This is a genomic window from Pseudomonas sp. H1_A03, from assembly GCF_054685145.1.
In genome coordinates, this window is sequence record NZ_CP162829.1 from 3,533,278 (window position 1) to 3,548,907 (window position 15,630).

14 protein-coding genes are annotated in these 15,630 nt (G+C 63.3%); 1 reads left to right on the plus strand and 13 read right to left on the minus strand.

Annotated features, from left to right (window positions below; all coding sequences use genetic code 11):
* The first annotated feature begins 48 nt into the window (after positions 1-48).
* Entirely contained in the window at positions 49-774 is a 726-nt protein-coding gene (locus tag AB4O35_RS16365) for an SDR family oxidoreductase (protein WP_065880948.1), read from the plus strand.
* On the opposite strand, the gene AB4O35_RS16370 is transcribed toward AB4O35_RS16365, so the two are convergent.
* The 13 genes from AB4O35_RS16370 to AB4O35_RS16430 all read right to left on the minus strand — a co-directional run bounded on the left by AB4O35_RS16370 (position 771) and on the right by AB4O35_RS16430 (position 15,630).
* Positions 771-1,775: a LacI family DNA-binding transcriptional regulator gene (locus AB4O35_RS16370; protein ID WP_065875981.1), complete on the minus strand. Its 1,005-nt coding sequence runs from the start codon at positions 1,773-1,775 to the stop codon at positions 771-773. The two genes, AB4O35_RS16365 and AB4O35_RS16370, sit on opposite strands and share 4 nt — an antisense overlap.
* A gap of 58 nt (positions 1,776-1,833) precedes the next feature.
* Positions 1,834-2,697 carry a LysR family transcriptional regulator gene (locus tag AB4O35_RS16375; RefSeq protein WP_065875982.1) on the minus strand — a complete coding sequence of 288 codons (864 nt, stop codon included), beginning with the start codon at positions 2,695-2,697 and terminating at the stop codon, positions 1,834-1,836.
* A gap of 334 nt (positions 2,698-3,031) precedes the next feature.
* Positions 3,032-4,435 (minus strand): amidase, encoded by a 1,404-nt coding sequence (locus AB4O35_RS16380; RefSeq protein WP_065890712.1) that lies wholly within the window; start codon positions 4,433-4,435, stop codon positions 3,032-3,034.
* Positions 4,432-5,700, minus strand: a complete 1,269-nt coding sequence (locus AB4O35_RS16385) for a Zn-dependent hydrolase (RefSeq protein WP_065945919.1) — start codon at positions 5,698-5,700, stop codon at positions 4,432-4,434. Before AB4O35_RS16385 ends, AB4O35_RS16380 begins: the two co-directional genes overlap by 4 nt.
* Before the next feature lie 13 nt (positions 5,701-5,713).
* Positions 5,714-6,409, minus strand: a complete 696-nt coding sequence (locus AB4O35_RS16390; protein ID WP_048719438.1) for an ABC transporter ATP-binding protein — start codon at positions 6,407-6,409, stop codon at positions 5,714-5,716.
* On the minus strand, positions 6,409-7,158 hold the full coding sequence (locus tag AB4O35_RS16395) for an ABC transporter ATP-binding protein (RefSeq protein WP_065880953.1): 750 nt from the start codon (positions 7,156-7,158) through the stop codon (positions 6,409-6,411). Before AB4O35_RS16395 ends, AB4O35_RS16390 begins: the two co-directional genes overlap by 1 nt.
* Positions 7,155-8,165, minus strand: coding sequence for a branched-chain amino acid ABC transporter permease (locus AB4O35_RS16400; protein WP_065945920.1), 1,011 nt, complete (start codon positions 8,163-8,165; stop codon positions 7,155-7,157). Before AB4O35_RS16400 ends, AB4O35_RS16395 begins: the two co-directional genes overlap by 4 nt.
* 1 nt (position 8,166) lies before the next feature.
* On the minus strand, positions 8,167-9,027 hold the full coding sequence (locus AB4O35_RS16405; protein ID WP_049712559.1) for a branched-chain amino acid ABC transporter permease: 861 nt from the start codon (positions 9,025-9,027) through the stop codon (positions 8,167-8,169).
* 57 nt (positions 9,028-9,084) lie between these two features.
* Positions 9,085-10,287, minus strand: coding sequence for an ABC transporter substrate-binding protein (locus AB4O35_RS16410; RefSeq protein WP_049712560.1), 1,203 nt, complete (start codon positions 10,285-10,287; stop codon positions 9,085-9,087).
* A gap of 243 nt (positions 10,288-10,530) precedes the next feature.
* The gene (locus AB4O35_RS16415) at positions 10,531-11,301 is read right to left on the minus strand and encodes a FadR/GntR family transcriptional regulator (RefSeq protein ID WP_065875988.1); all 771 of its coding nucleotides are present in this window, start codon (positions 11,299-11,301) and stop codon (positions 10,531-10,533) included.
* 60 nt (positions 11,302-11,361) lie between these two features.
* Positions 11,362-12,159 (minus strand): alpha/beta fold hydrolase, encoded by a 798-nt coding sequence (locus AB4O35_RS16420; protein ID WP_065890715.1) that lies wholly within the window; start codon positions 12,157-12,159, stop codon positions 11,362-11,364.
* A gap of 104 nt (positions 12,160-12,263) precedes the next feature.
* Positions 12,264-13,667 (minus strand): efflux transporter outer membrane subunit, encoded by a 1,404-nt coding sequence (locus AB4O35_RS16425; protein ID WP_065945921.1) that lies wholly within the window; start codon positions 13,665-13,667, stop codon positions 12,264-12,266.
* Positions 13,660-15,630 (minus strand): MacB family efflux pump subunit, encoded by a 1,971-nt coding sequence (locus AB4O35_RS16430; RefSeq protein ID WP_065880957.1) that lies wholly within the window; start codon positions 15,628-15,630, stop codon positions 13,660-13,662. The genes AB4O35_RS16425 and AB4O35_RS16430 overlap by 8 nt, the downstream gene beginning before the upstream one ends.

The window sequence follows — 15,630 nt, forward strand, 5'->3', positions numbered from 1 at the left end:
CAAGCCAGCTCCCACATTGGATCTTCATTGTTTTTGAGATCTCTATTCATGAACGCAGCCTTTGACTTCACCCACCACCGCATCCTCGTCACCGGCGCCAGCAGTGGCATCGGCCGCGAGATCGCGCTGCAGCTGATTGCCAGCGGCGCCGACGTCTTTGCCCTCGGCCGCGACGCCCAAGCCCTGGCCCAACTCGGCTGCCACACCCTCTGCCTGGACATCGCCGACAGCACCGCCCTCGACAAAGCCCTGCAAGACCTGCCGCCGCTGCACGGCCTGGTCAACTGCGCCGGCATCTCGCGCCTGGAACCCGCCGCCGCGATCAGCGCCGACGCGTTCGACCAAGTGATGAACGTCAACGCTCGCGCCGCCGCGCAAGTCGCCAGCCGCGTGGCCGCCAAAATGATCGAGGCACACATCGCCGGTAGCATCGTCAACGTCTCCAGCCAGGCCTCGCTGGTGGCCCTGGACGATCACCTCGGCTACTGCGCGTCCAAGGCCGCGCTGGATGCGATCACCCGCGTGCAATGCGCCGAGTGGGGCCGTTTTGGGATTCGCGTCAACAGCGTCAATCCTACGGTCACGCTCACACCGATGGCGACCATGGCCTGGTCCGAGCCGGCCAAGCGCGATCCGGCGCTGGCGGCTATTCCCTTGGGACGCTTCGCTGAAACCGTGGAAGTTGCGCTGCCGGTGCTGTTCCTGCTGAGCCGCGCCGCCAGCATGATCAGCGGCGTCAGCCTGCCCATCGACGGTGGCTACACCAGCCGCTAGCCGTTTTCCAACCGGCCGGCTATCACCACCTTGTCCCGTGGTTTGAACGGGTCTTCGAGGCGGTCGAGCAACAGGCGTACCGCGCTGCTGCCGGCCAAGGACGCGTCGTGGGCCACGCAGGCGATGGGCACGCCGAAGATATCAGCGAAGGGCAGGCGATCGATGCCGCAAATGGTCAGGCTGTCGTGGGGGATGTTGTGCATGCGCAACGCGCGCAGGGCACCGAGGGTGATCAACTGGTTGAAGCCCATGATCGCATCCGGCGCCGAGTGTTCGGCCAGGTAGTCGAGGGTGTGCAGGTACGACGGCATCAGCGTGTAGTCGCCTGCCTGCACCTCGACCTGCACCTGGGGATGTTCGGCCAGTACTTCACGCAGGCCCTTGAGGCGTTCGACGGTGATGCGTGAGTGTTCGGGACCCGTCAGCACCAGCAGGCGCTTGAGCGCGGGTGTCTGGCGCAGCAGGTAGTGCGCGGCCTGGATGCCGCTGTGATAGTTGTCCAGCACTACACGGCTGAACGGGCTGTCGTGAATCGTGCGATCAAGCAGCACCACCGGGGTCTTGCCGTTGCCCAGGCGTTCAAGGTAGTCGGGCTGGTAGCTCGGCTCGTCCGAGACCGGCGACAGGATGATCCCCGCCACGCGGTAGCCCAACAGGGTGTCCACGGCTTTGCTTTCCAGTTCTTCCAGTTCGTCGGTGTCTACCAGCATGATGGTGTAGCCGTGCTGCTTGGCCTCGCGGGAAATCGCCTTGATCATTTCGCTGTAGAACGGGTTGTCCACTGAGGCGGTGATCACGCCGATGATCAGGCTTTCGCTGCGCTTGAGCCCGCGCGCGAAGGCGTTGGGCACGTAGTCCAGCTCCCGCGCTACTTCGAGGATGCGCGCCAAGGTGGCCGGTTTGACCAGGTCGGGTTTGCTCAGCGCGCGGGACACCGTGATGGTGGTCATGCCGACCCGTTTGGCGATGTCGCTGATGGTGACGGACTTTTTCTTGTTCATCGGTAAGGCTGCAAAAGGAAACACCCGCAGGCTAGCATGCGCGCGGGGTCAGGGTGATTCAAATCAAGGGGTCCCAGCGCTGCGACCAGTCACTTTCAGCCTTGACCACTTCGCGCAACAACCCCAGTGCCTGTTGCAACACCGCCGAATCCCGCGCCCGTGAATACACCAGGTAAGTGGGGAAGCTGAACTCCGGCGCCTTGGGCACGCGCTGCATCACGCCACTGTCCAGGTAGCTCTGCACCACGCGAGTACGGAAGTAGCCGGCGCCGCCGTTTTCCAGGATGTACTGCAACGCCAGCGGGCCGAGGTTGAAACTCAGCGCGGCGCGGGCCTTGTCGGGCAGGGCGGCATCGTGTTGTTGGCGAAAGCCCGGGCCCCAGTCGATATACACGTAGGGGGCCGGATTGCTCACCAACTGCACCAGGATCAGTTTTTCTTCCAGCACCTGCTCCACCTGCAACCCCGGCCAGTATTGCGGCTGGAACACCAGCGCGGCGTCGAGCACGCCGAGTTCCAGCTGGCGCAGCAGGTATTCGCCTTCGCGGATTTCGGTACGCAGCGCATGGCCCGGAATATGTTGGCGCAGCGCCTGGGCCCAGCCGAGCATCAACGGGTTGCACAGGCTGACCTCACCGCCGATGTGCAGCACATTGCGATAGCCATCCGGCAGCGGCAGGTCGCGGCGCGCGGCTTCCCAGGTTTGCAGCAATTGGTTGGCGTACACCACGAAGGCTTCGCCGTCGGCGGTCAGGCGTGCGCCGGCGCGGTTGCGGATGAACAGCGTGCTGCCCAATTGGCTTTCGAGGCTCTTGACCCGCGCGGTGATAGCGGTTTGGGTGACGTGCAGTTTCTCGGCCGCCGCAGCCAGGCTGCCGCAGCGGGTGATTTCGAGGAAAGTGCGTGCCAGTTCGATGTCCATGAAGCCCCCGGGGATGAATGGGGGGCATTGTAGTGGAATGTGGTCAAACCTGTGGGAGCAGGCTTGTCGAGTCGTCGAACCGCTGCGATAGCCATAAGTATCTACACATCTTCAACGTGAAATTGCGTAGCAGCTGTCGAGCCCTGGCGAGGCTGCGTCAGCGGTGTGTCAGACAGCCCGCAAACGCAGCCTCGCCAGGGCTCGACAGCTGCTACGCAGAGGGGGCCCCCAAGATGTGTAGATACCTATGCTGCGATGGCGGTGATTCAGTCAATCCAGTTGTCACTGATGCACGGCTATCGCAGGCAAATCAGCTCCCACAGTAGATTGCATTTCAGACTGGGTTTTTTGGTGCCTGCAAGTGCGGGGTAGGGAATGCTTTGGCGTACACCTGGCACACCCGCAAAACCTTTTCATCCGCAAACCGCGCGCCCACCACGTGCAACCCCACTGGCAAACCATTCGCCGCCAACCCGCACGGCACCGAAGCTGCCGGTTGCTGCGTCAGGTTGAAGGGGTAGGTGAACGGCGTCCACTGCGTCCATTCCTGCAAACCCGAACCCGGTGGCACGTCGTGCCCGGCGTCGAACGCGGTGATCGGCATCATCGGCGACACCAGCACGTCGTAATGCTCATGGAATGCGGCCATGCGCGCCACCAGGGCTGCGCGCGCTTCGAGGGCCGCGTTGAAGTCATCCAGGCTCAAGCGTTCGCCGCGTTGTGCGATGCGCAGCAAACCAGGATCGAGCAGCTGCTTTTGCGCCTCGCTCATGCTCCCGGTCAGGCGTGCGGCGCCGGCGGCCCACAGGGTGCTGAAGACTTCCAGCGGGTCACTGAAGCCGGGGTCGATTTGCTCGACATGGGCGCCCAGTTGCACCAGCCCTGCCACCGCTTGAGCGACGACCTTGGCCACGTGCGGGTCGACGTCAACGTAACCGAAGTTCGGGCTATAGGCGACCCGCAAACCTTTCAGATCCGTACCCGGCATGAGCCATGGCGTGGTGCGTGGCGCACCGACCAAGCCATCGCGCGCATCCGGCTGGGCGATGGTCTGCAGCATCAACACGCTGTCTTCCACCGTGCGGGTCATCGGCCCCAGGTGCGAGAGGATGGTCATGGAGCTGGCCGGCCATTGCGGCACATAACCGAAGGTGGGCTTGATCCCGAAGGTGCCCGTGAATGCACAGGGAATCCGGATCGAACCGCCCGCATCGCTGCCCTGGTGCAACACACCGAGGTTCAATGCGGCCGCTGCCCCTGCGCCGCCGGACGAACCGCCGGCCGTGGTGCGTGTGTCCCAGGGGTTGCGGGTGACGCCGTAGAGCGGGTTGTCGGTGACGCCTTTCCAGCCGAATTCCGGGGTGGTGGTCTTGCCCAGCAGCACCGCGCCGGCCTTGCGCATAAAGGCGGTGAAGGGCGCGTCGATGTCCCATGGGCCCTCGGCGGATGTGGTGCGCGAGCCCTTGCGGGTGGGCATGCCGATCGTCAGCGTGAGGTCTTTGATCGACGCCGGCACGCCGTCCAACGCGCCGCAGGGTTGGCCGTCGAGCCAGCGTTGTTCGGAAGCACGCGCTGCGTTCAGCGCGCCTTCGGGGTCCACGTGGCAGTAGGCGTTTACCACTGGGTTATAGCGTTCGATACGCAGCAAGGCATCCTCGGTGACTTCCACCGGCGACAGGCTCTTGTCGCGAAAATGCTGCAGCAGTTGCACCGCCGTCAGTTCGCCGATCTCACTCATGCCACATCCCCCTGAGCCGCATTGACCATGGCCCGCAGCAATACCGCGCAGCCCGCCGCCAGGTCATCCGGCGCGGCGTTTTCGATTTCGTTATGGCTGATGCCGCCCTCGCACGGCACAAAGATCATCCCGGCGGGGCCCAGTTCGGCCACGAAAATCGCGTCGTGCCCGGCGCCGCTGACGATATCCATATGGCTCAAGCCCAACACACCCGCCGCGTCGCGCACCGCGTTGACGCAGGCCGGGTTGAAGTCCAGCGGCGGGAAGTCGGCCGTCGGCGTCAGCTCAAAGGTGAGGCCGTGTGTTTTGGCGGTGGCTTCGATCACGCCGCGCACTTCATCGACCATGGCTTGCAGCGTGTCCGCATGCAGGTGGCGCAGGTCGATGGTCATGTGCACTTGGCCAGGAATCACGTTGCGTGAACCGGGGTGCAGGCTCAGGCAACCGACCGTGCCACAGGCGTGGGGTTGTTGTTGATGGGCGATACGGTTGACCGCGCTGACCACCTCGGCGGCGCCAACCAGGGCGTCCTTGCGCAGGTGCATCGGCGTCGGGCCGGCGTGGGCTTCGACGCCGGTTAAGGTCAGGTCGAACCACTTCTGGCCCAGGCAACCCATGACCACGCCAATCGTGGTGGCCTGGTCTTCCAGCACCGGACCTTGTTCGATATGGGCTTCGAAATACGCGCCTACCGGATGGCCCAGCACCGCCCGGGCACCGGCATAGCCGATGCGCTGCAACTCGGCGCCCACTGACAGGCCTTGGTCGTCGAGCTTGTCGAGGGTGTTCTGTAAATCGAATTTACCGGCAAACACCCCCGAACCCATCATGCACGGCGGGAAGCGCGAGCCTTCTTCGTTGGTCCATACCACCACTTCAATCGGCGCTTCGGTTTCGATGTTCAAATCATTGAGGGTGCGGATCACTTCCAGCCCGGCCATCACCCCGTAGCAACCGTCGAACTTGCCGCCGGTGGGCTGGGTGTCGATATGGCTGCCGGTCATCACCGGGGGCAGGGCAGGATTGCGCCCGGCGCGGCGCGCGAAAATATTGCCGATGGCGTCGACACTGACGCTGCACCCGGCCGCCTCACACCATTGCACAAACAGGTCGCGGGCCTGGCGGTCCAGATCGGTGAGGGCCAGGCGGCACACGCCGCCTTTGGCCGTGGCGCCAAGCTGGGCCAGGTCCATCAAGGATTGCCACAGGCGGTCGCGGTTGATCAGCGGGGCGTTGCTCTTGAGCGGTTGCGCAAAACTATTCATCAGCAGTCTCCGGTCAGGCACTCAGGGCCAAATAGCGGTTTTTGATGGTCGGGTCGGCGCGAAAGGCGGCGGCGCTGCCCTCGTAGACCACGCGGCCTTGTTCGAGCACGTAATGGCGGTCGGCGAGCTTGTCGCAGACCATCAGGTTCTGTTCCACCAGCAACACCGGCAGGCCGTCGTCCTTGACCTTGCGCAGGATCTTCACCAACTCGTCGACGATCACCGGGGCCAGGCCTTCGGTGGGCTCATCAAGGATTAGCAACTTTGGATCGTTGAGCAGCGCACGGGCGATGGCGAGCATTTGTTGCTCGCCGCCAGAAAGCGCATGGCCGGCGTTTTTGCGACGTTCCTTGAGGCGCGGGAACATGCCGTAGACGTCTTCGAGCTGCCAGCGGCTGGTCTTGCGTGCGGCGATGCGCAGGTTTTCTTCGACGGTCAGCAGGCGGAAAATTCCGCGGTTCTCCGGTACCAGCGCCAGGCCCTGGCGAGCAATTTCAAAGATCTTCTGGCCCACCAGTGCCTGGCCGTTGAAATGGATCTGGCCCTGGCGTGGGCAAATAATCCCGAGGATGCTGCGCAGCGTCGTGGTCTTGCCGGCGCCGTTGCGGCCCAGCAGCGTCACCAGCTCGCCAGGGTTTACGGTCAGCGACACGCCTTCCAGCACGTGGCTCTTGTCGTAGTAGGAATGGATATTCTCGACGATCAGCATCAGGCAGCCTCCCCAAGGTACGCACTGCGCACACGTTCATCGGCCCGCACGAATTCCGGCGTGCCTTCCACCAGGATCTGCCCGTGGCTCATCACCGTGATGCGTTGGCTGATGGACATGACAATGCTCATGTTGTGTTCGATCAACAGCACCGTGTGGTCGCGGCCGAGGTCGCTGATCAGTTGGGTCATGATCGGGATGTCGTCGATGCCCATGCCCGAGGTGGGCTCGTCGAGCATCAACAGTTTGGGTTTGGAGCAGATCGACATGCCCACCTCCAGCACGCGTTGCTGGCCGTGGGACAACTCGCCGGCCAGGGTGTCGGCGCGGGCGGTGAGTTGCAGGCGTTCCAGCACGTGGTCGGCCATCTCCAGGTGTTCGCGCTTGCTGTCCACGCGGCGCCAGAAATTCAGGGCGCGCACACCATCGCGGCCTTGGGCGGCCAGGCGCAGGTTTTCGCGCACGCTGAGGTTCTGGAACAGGCTGGTAAGCTGGAACGAGCGCGCCATGCCCAGGCCGACACGGGCATGGGCCGGTTTGCGCATCAGGTTCCTGCCGTCGAAATGAATCGCCCCGGCGGTGGCCTGGCGCTCACCGGTGAGGCAGTGGAACAGGCTGGTCTTGCCCGCGCCGTTGGGGCCAATGATGGTGTGGATGGTGCCGGCTTCGACCTTGAGGTTTACGCCATTCACCGCATGGAAGGCACCGTAGGCCAGTTCCAAGTCTTTGGTTTCCAGCAGGATGCTCATAGCACTTCCTCCTTGGCGACAGCGGCGGCCTTGCGACTGCCTCGCACCCGTTCAAACAGCGACACCAGGCCGCCCCACAAACCACCGCGCATGAAGATCACCACCAGGATCAAAATCACCCCCAGCAGCATCAGCCAGCGCGGCCACAGGTCGGAGAGGAAATCCCCCAGCAGCACGATGGAACCGGCGCCCAGCAACGAGCCGAACAACGAGCCCGTGCCGCCGACGATGGTCATGATCAGGATGTTCTCGGACATCATCAGGTCGATATTCGACAGGGGCACAAAGTGCAGCAGCATGGCGTACAGCGCGCCGGCAATCCCGGTGACCGCGCCAGACAACACAAACACCAGGATCTTGAAATGCCGCGTGTCGTAGCCGATGGCCGAGGCACGGGTTTCGTTTTCGCGGATCGCCATCAGCGTGCTGCCGAACGGTGAAGCGATCACCCGGCGTGCGCCGATAAAGATCAGCAGGAACAGCACCGCGACAAAGCCGTAGAAGGCGCGGGCGTCGGCCAGCGACAGCAACACGGTGTCACCGAGGCGGATTTCCGGGCGTGGCACGCTGAGCAGGCCGTTGTCGCCGCCGGTCCAGTCACTGAGGGTATAGGCGACGAAGTAAGCCATTTGGCTGAACGCCAGGGTCAGCATCACGAAGTAGATGCCGGTACGGCGGATCGCCAGGGCGCCCACCAACAAGGCCAGGAACCCACCGGCAACGGCGGCGCCGAGCAGCGCCGTGAACAAACCCATTTGCAGGTGGATCATCAGCAACGCCGCACAATACGCGCCGGCACCAAAGAAGATGCCTTGGCCGAAGGACAGTAGCCCGGTGTAACCCAGCAGCAAGTTGCAGGCGAGGGCGGCCATGGCAAAGATCAGGATCTCGGTGGCCAGGGTCGCCGAGGGCAGTATCAAGGGCAGGCCAATCAGCACTGCCAATACCCACAGCAACATCGCGCGCGATTGCGTCTTGGCAAACGGCAGGGGGTTTTTCTCGCTCATGTCAGGCTCTCCCAAACAGGCCGTAAGGACGTACCAGAATCACCACGGCCATTGCGCCGTAGATCATCAGGCTCGCGCCCTGGGGCCAAAGTGTGGTCATCAGGCTTTGCACCACGCCCACCAGCAAACCGCCGACCAGCGCACCGCTGAACGAACCCATGCCGCCGATCACCACGACCACAAACGCCACCCCGAGAATTTCCGGGCCGACGAAGGGCTGGGCGCCGCGCAACGGCGCGAACAGCACACCGGCCATGCCGGCCAGGGCAACGCCAAGGGCGAAGGTCATGGAGAACAGGCGGAAGATATTGGTGCCCAGCAACGAGACGGTTTCGGTGCTCTCACTGCCTGCCCGTACCAGGGCGCCGAAGCGCGTGCGTTCCAACAGCAGCCACAGGCCCAGGCCGACCAGCCCGGAAAACACGATGAGGAATAGGCGGTAATAGGGGTAGACGAAGTCACCCACCACCAGCACGCCGCGCAGCAGCTCAGGCACGGCGACGCTCTTGCCCACCGGCCCCCAGATCATCACGCTGGCTTCCTGGATGATCAGCGCGATGCCCAAGGTCACCAGGATCTGGAACATGTGCGGCAAGTGGTAAATCCGCTGGATCAATAATCGCTCGATGGCCCAGGCCAACGCGGCCACCACCAGCGGGGCGATCAACAGCGCCAGCCAGAAATTGCCGGTGAGGCTCACGGCGGTGTAGCAGATGTAGGCGCCCAGCAAGAAGAACGCGCCGTGGGCGAAGTTGACGAAGTTGAGCAGGCCGAAAATGATCGTCAGCCCGACCGCGATCAGGAAGTAGATCATCCCCAATCCAAGGCCGTTGAGTATCTGGAACAGGTAAAGATTAAGCATGCAGGAACCCTCTGCAGGAGGCCGCTCGCACGGCCCTGCGCTACCAAATTCAGGGGATCAGCCGAGCGTGCAGCCCGTGGCTTCTACCGGCGGGAACGACTGGCCGGCGCTGAGCACCTTGGCCAGGTCGTCCTTGTCGGCCATGTCGCTGGTGGCCTTGCCGATCAGCAGGTAGTAATCCTTGATCACTTGGTGGTCGCCAGCGCGGATCGATTCCTTGCCGGTCGGGCCTTCAAAACTCAAGCCCTGCATGGCTTTGGCCACGGTTTTACCGTCGAAGCTGCCGGTGCTAATGATGGTTTCGAGCATGACCTTGGTGCTGATGTAGTCAGCGGCCAGCGGGTAGGTGGGGTTGATGCCGTACTTGGCCTGGGTCAGCTTAACCAGTTCGCGGTTGAGCGGGGTGTCGACCTGGTGCCAGTACTGCGCGCCGAGGTACACGCCTTCAAGCACATCGCTGCCCAACTCCTGGAATTGGTCGAGGCCGGCGGACCATACCAGCAGCACTTTCATGCGCTCCTTGATGCCGAAGTTCACCGCCTGGCGCAGGGTGTTGGACGACTGGCTGCCGAAGTTGAGCAGCACCAGTACATCGGGCTTGGCGGCGATGGCGTTGGTCAGGTAGCCGGAGAATTCTTGTTCTTGCAGTGAGTGGTAGCTGTTGCCGATGTGTTCCAGGCCGTTTTCCTTGAGCACTGTTTTTGCGCCTTCAAGCAGCGCTTCGCCGAACACGTATTGCGGGGTGATGGTGTACCAGCGCTTGGCGTCCGGCAGCAGTTTGATCAGCGGCACCATGGTTTCGCGGATCGCACCGTAGGTGGGCACCGACCAGCGGAAGGTCGCGAGGTTGCAATCCTTGCCGGTGACTTCGTCGGCGCCGACCGGGGTCATGAACACACCGCCGACTTTGTCGACTTCCTTGGCCACCGCCAAGGCTGACGATGACAAGGTGCAGCCCTGGAAGAACCGCGCGCCGTCCTGCTGGATGGCTTCCTGCACCTTGCGCACGGCCTTGCCGGCGTTGCCTTCGGTGTCGATGACTTTGTAGTTCAGTGGCCGGCCGAGCAGTTCGGGGTGCTGTTCCACCGCCAGGCGCGAACCCATGTCGGCAAATTTGCCATAGCTGGCAAAGGCGCCAGACATGGACTTGAGGCCGTAAAAGGTAAAGGGCTCGGCGGCGAATGCCGACCGGATACTCAGCGGGAGGCTGAGGGCGGCGGCTGCGGTGAGACTGGCTTTCAACAACGTACGACGCTGCATGGGGTGACTCCCTGGTTTAGTTATTGGCAGGAGTGGCAAGGGCGATACGGTGGAGCAAGGGCCTGTGGGCAGGCCTGTTATTGAATTGGGTGAAACGGTCTGAGGGTTGGAACCCGGTCAACTGTGGGAGCTGGCTTGCCTGCGATCGCATCGACTCGGTGTAACTGAACACCGAGGTGCCTGCATCGCAGGCAAGCCAGCTCCCACATTGATCGGGTTTCCACAGTAGGTACCGCGGTGTTTTCAGTGGTTGTGATCGAACTCCAGCAGAAAATGCGGGCTGACTTCACCTTCCAGCGCCGTCATATGGTGTTCCGCATCGCACATGTGCTCATGCATCAAACCGCGCACCGCGCGTTCATCCCCGGCACGAAAGGCGATCAGCAACTGTTTGTGATAATCCAGGTTGGCCGCGTCGAACTGCTTGCGCTTGGGCTTGTAGGCCTTTTTCAACACCACCAGGTCGCGCAGCAGGTCGTTGAGAAACTGCGCCATGAAACTCAGCAACGGATTGGGGCAGGCCTTGGCCAGCAGGTTATGGAACTCCAGTTCCGCCAGGCGTTGCTCGCGCTGGCCGGCCTCGCTGTCTTCCGGGGCGCTGCAGAAATCCACGTTGTCTTGCAGGGCCTGGTAGTCGTCTTCGCTCAAGCGCCCGAGCACCGACACCGCGAGTTCCACTTCGATGACTTTGCGCAGTTGGTACACCTGCTCGCCATCCAAATGCTGGAAGTGCAGGTAGTTGCGCAGCGCGCGGCTGGCGGGCTCAGTGCCGGCCTGGTTCAGGTAAGCACCACCGCTGGGGCCGGTGCGTGTGCTCACCAGGCCTTCCACTTCCAGGGCCTTGAGCGCTTCGCGGGCCGAGCCCTTGGAGCACTGGAAGCTTTCCATCAGCTCACGTTCAGTGGGTAGACGGTCGCCGGGCTTCAAGGCGTCGGTGACGATGGAGCGCTTGACCGACTCGACAATCACATCGGACAGCTTCTGGCGTTTGCGTCGGAGCGGGCGACTTAGCATGGGTTCGATTTATCGTATTAATGCGGATAAATAGCACTTAATAGCGATCGGGATGCAGCGTCAACGCCACGTGTCGTTTTCGATGGCAACAGGTCGCAAACGGGTGTCTGCTCCGCGGTTACCTGAGTCAAGGCAACGGGTGGACGGCGGTGGCTGCTTGCCAAAGACCAGGAAGTCTGCGACCCAGCGGTTGATGCAACTGCTGGCGGCGTGCTTGACGGGTTCTTTCAGCCGCAGTTGCTCGACCGGCGAAGCCGCTTCTTCGGCCTGTTGCGCGTTGACCAGCACCATGCGCGCCACGCGATCGGGAAACAGCGCAGCGTAACGGCTACCCAGGCGGGCGGCGTTGTCATTGCCCAGGTAGAGCAGTTGGGCGTCGCCAAGTTGCCTGCGGACGTACTCCATGTCCTGGGCGGCCTGTTCGATGCCGTTGTCGTTGCTGAGGTCGCGGGGGCTGAGTTCGATCACGTCGTAACGGTCGACCAGCGTGCGATAGGCGGGGTTGGCGTAGGCGCCCCAGAGGCTGGTCAAGTGAATGACAAAGGTGCCGCCCTGGTTGTTGGCGGCGGCGTCGCCAGCCTGGGCAAACACCACGCCTTCACGGTTCAGCGGGTCACGGGCGCCGACGCGAGTCAGGTAGAGACGCAAGCTGCCTTGCCGGGGCGCGGCGTAATTGCGCGGTACGTTCACAATGCCGCATTGGGTGCGTTGCAGCACCTCGGGGTCCAGGCGCTCAACGGTGGGCAGGGGGCAGTCCAGCAGCCAGTCGATGGTGGTGGGAGGGATCAGTGGTTGGGCAGAGGCAAGGCTTGCCGTCAGCCAGAGACAGGCGCACGTCAGGTAGTTTGCAACAGTCATCGAGAGGTCCTGGGCGGCCGTGTAATAGCGGCTTTTTTACCAAGGACCTCAGGTCGAAGAATGTAGGGTGAAAAGACAGCTAATGTACGAGATCGGAGTTTTGTTTATCGGATCTGTGCCTGCCAGCCACCGCCCAGTGCCTTGTACAGCGCGATGCTGGCCTGCAGGCGTGACAGCCGCAGTTGCACATTCTGGTCTTGGGCCGCGTACAGCGTGCGCTGGGTTTCCAGCACCGTGAGCAGGTCTTCGGCACCTGCCTGGTAGCGGCTTTCGGCGATCTGGAACGCGGTCTGGGCCTGTTTCAGCTCTTCACTTTGCCATTCGCGTTGCTGGTCGAGGCGGGTGATGCCGCTGAGGGCTTTTTCCACATCGGCAAAGCCATTGATGATCGCGCCGCGATAGGTTTGCAGCAGTTCATCCTGGCGTGCGCGAGCCTTGTCACGTTCAGCACTTAAACGGCCGTTGTTGAAGATCGGGCCGACGAGGCCGGCGGTCAGCGTGTAGTAGGGGCTGCGCAGCACATCCATGGCCTTGTAGGCGTCGGAGCCCAAGGTTGCACCAAGGGTGACGGCGGGCAGCATGGCCGCGCGGGCCACGGTGACGTCGGCCTGTGCTGCCGCCAGTTGCGCCTCGGCCTTGGCGATATCGGGCCGGCGGCTGAGCAGTTGGCTGGGCAGGCCGGCGCCGATGGTCGGCCAGGTCAGTGCCTGAAAGGGCTCGGCGCCCAGGTCCAACGCCTGCACCGGTTGGCCGAGCAGGGCGGCCAGGGTGATCTGCGATTCTTCGGCCAGTTGCTGGATCAGCGGCAACTGGCGTTGCTGGCTGGCCACCAGGCTTTTTTGCTGTGCCAGTTCCAGGGCCGTGGCGGAGCCGGCGTCGTAGCGCGTCTGTACCAGGTCGAGCACGTTGCGCGCATTGGCCAGGTTCAGCTCGGCGATCTGCTGGCGTTGGTGGGCGGCGAGAGTTTGTGCGTAGCGGTCGGCCACGCTGCTGAGCAGGGTCAGTTCCACGGTGGCCCGGTCAAACTCGCTGGCGCGCAGGCTGTGCAGGGCGCTGTCGCGGGCGGCGGCGCGGCCACCCCAGAAGTCCACTTCGTAGCTGGCGGTGAGGTTGGCGCCGAAGTTGTCGACGGCGTCGTCGCTTTGGGACGCATCCAGGTCCGGTCCACCCGGGCCGCGTATGAGTTTCTGGTGACTGGCCGCGAGGTTGAACTTCACCTCGGGCAACAATGGCGCACCGGCTATCACAGCACTGGCCTGCGCCTGGCGCACACGGGCCGTGGCGGCGGCAACGTCGAAACTGTCACGGCGGGCCTGCTCGATAAGACGGTTCAACTGCGGGCTGGCGAAGTGTGTCCACCATTGCTGGTTGGTGGCCTGGGCGGCGTCGCGCTCGGCGTATTGCCAGGCGGCAGGCGGCGCAATAGCCGTGTCGATGGCCGGTGGGTTGCCGGCGCAGGCGCTGAGCAACACACACAAACCGGGCAAGTAGATGGATCGTTTATTCACTGGTCAACGCCTTAACCGGATCGAGCCGGGCAGCTTTACGGGCCGGCATAAAGCCGAATACGACGCCGGTGACCAGCGCGCAACCAAATGCGCCACACACCGCCACCAGGGAAAACTGCACCGCCACCTCGGCCAGTACCAGCACGCCACCCACCAGCAGGGCCAGGGCGATGCCGCACAGGCCGCCGACCACCGAGAGCATCACCGCTTCGGTAAGGAACTGGCGCAGGATGTCGCGCTGGCGTGCGCCGGTGGCCATGCGGATACCGATTTCGCGGGTACGTTCGCGCACGGTCATCAACATGATGTTCATCACGCCGATACCGCCCACCAACAGGGAAATCGCGGCAATCGAACCGAGCATCAACGACAGCGTGTTCTGCGTGTGGGCTTCGGCCTGGATCATCGCCGCGTTGTTGGTCAGCTCGTAATCGCGCTTGCCGTTGTGCAGCGTTTGCATCAACTGGTCGATGGCCAGCTCGGCCTCGTGGACCTTGCGCGCATCAGCCGCCGCGATCACCACGTATTCGGGGTTATAGCTGCCGAACAGGCGCACGCTGGCGGCGGTATAAGGAATGGCAATGCGGTCGTCGCTGTCCTTGTTGCCGGAGCTGGCGCCTTTTTCCGCCAGCACCCCGATCACCTGGAACGGCACGTTCTCAATCAGGATGTACTGGCCGATGGGGTCGACCTCGCCCTTGAACAGCTTCTCGCGCACACGATGCCCGATCACCGCCACCGTGGCGGCGGCGCGCTCGTCCTCGGCGGTAAAATAATTGCCCTCGACCACCGGCCAATTGAAGATCTCCGGGAAGTTGGTGTCATTGCCGCCCACATAGGCCATGTAGTCGACATTGCCAAAACGCACCCCGGCTTCGCTGCCGTTGACCGGCATGATGCGCTGCACCTGAGGCAGGGCGGCCAGTGCGTGGACGTCATTGAGCGTCACGATCCCCGGCGGCGTACGCGGGTTGGGCGACGATCCACTGAGGTAGATGATGTTGGAGCCGAACGCGCCCATCTGCGCCATGACCTGGCGCTTGCTGCCTTCGCCCACCGCCAGCATCACCACCACCGATGCCACGCCGATAATGATGCCCAGCAGGGTCAACGCGGTGCGGAAGCGGTTGATCCACATCACCCGCCAGGCAGCTTGCACGGCATCCACCAATTCGGCTTTCCATGCGCCATTGTGCTCGGCGCCGTCGGCCAGGCGTTGGCGCAGGTCAACGGCTTGCAGGGCGCCGTTGGCTAATGCAGGAGCTATTTCGCTGCCATCGGCCGAGTCACTGATGATCAAGCCATCGCGAATCTCGATGATGCGGTTGGCCCGCGCCGCCACTTCGCGGTCGTGGGTGATCAGGATCACCACGTGGCCTTGGCTGGCCAGTTCGTCGAGCAGGGTCATGACCTCGGCGCCGCTGTGGCTGTCGAGGGCGCCGGTGGGTTCATCGGCCAGGATGATGTGGCCACCGTTCATCAACGCGCGAGCGATGGACACGCGTTGCTGCTGGCCGCCGGAAAGCTGGTGCGGACGGTTGCCGGTGCGGTCGGCCAGGCCCAGGCGCGTGAGCAGCGCGTTGGCGCGGGCATGGCGCTCGGTGGCGCTGATGCCGGCATAGATCGCCGGCATCTCGACGTTTTCCTGGGCCGAGCCGGAGGGAATCAAGTGGTAGCCCTGGAACACGAAGCCAAAGGCTTCGCGGCGCAGCCAGGCCAGTTCGTCACTGTCCAGGTGCGCGACGTTTTCCCCGGCGAACAGGTAGTCACCGACGCTTGGGCGGTCGAGGCAGCCGAGGATATTCATCAGCGTGGACTTGCCGGAGCCCGAGGCGCCGACGATGGCAACGAACTCCCCGGCATGAATCGACAGGTCGATGCCGCGCAACACGTCGACCTGCGGGCTGTCGCCGCCGCCGTAGGATTTGCGGATGTTCTTGAGTTCGATCAGGGGCGTGGTCAA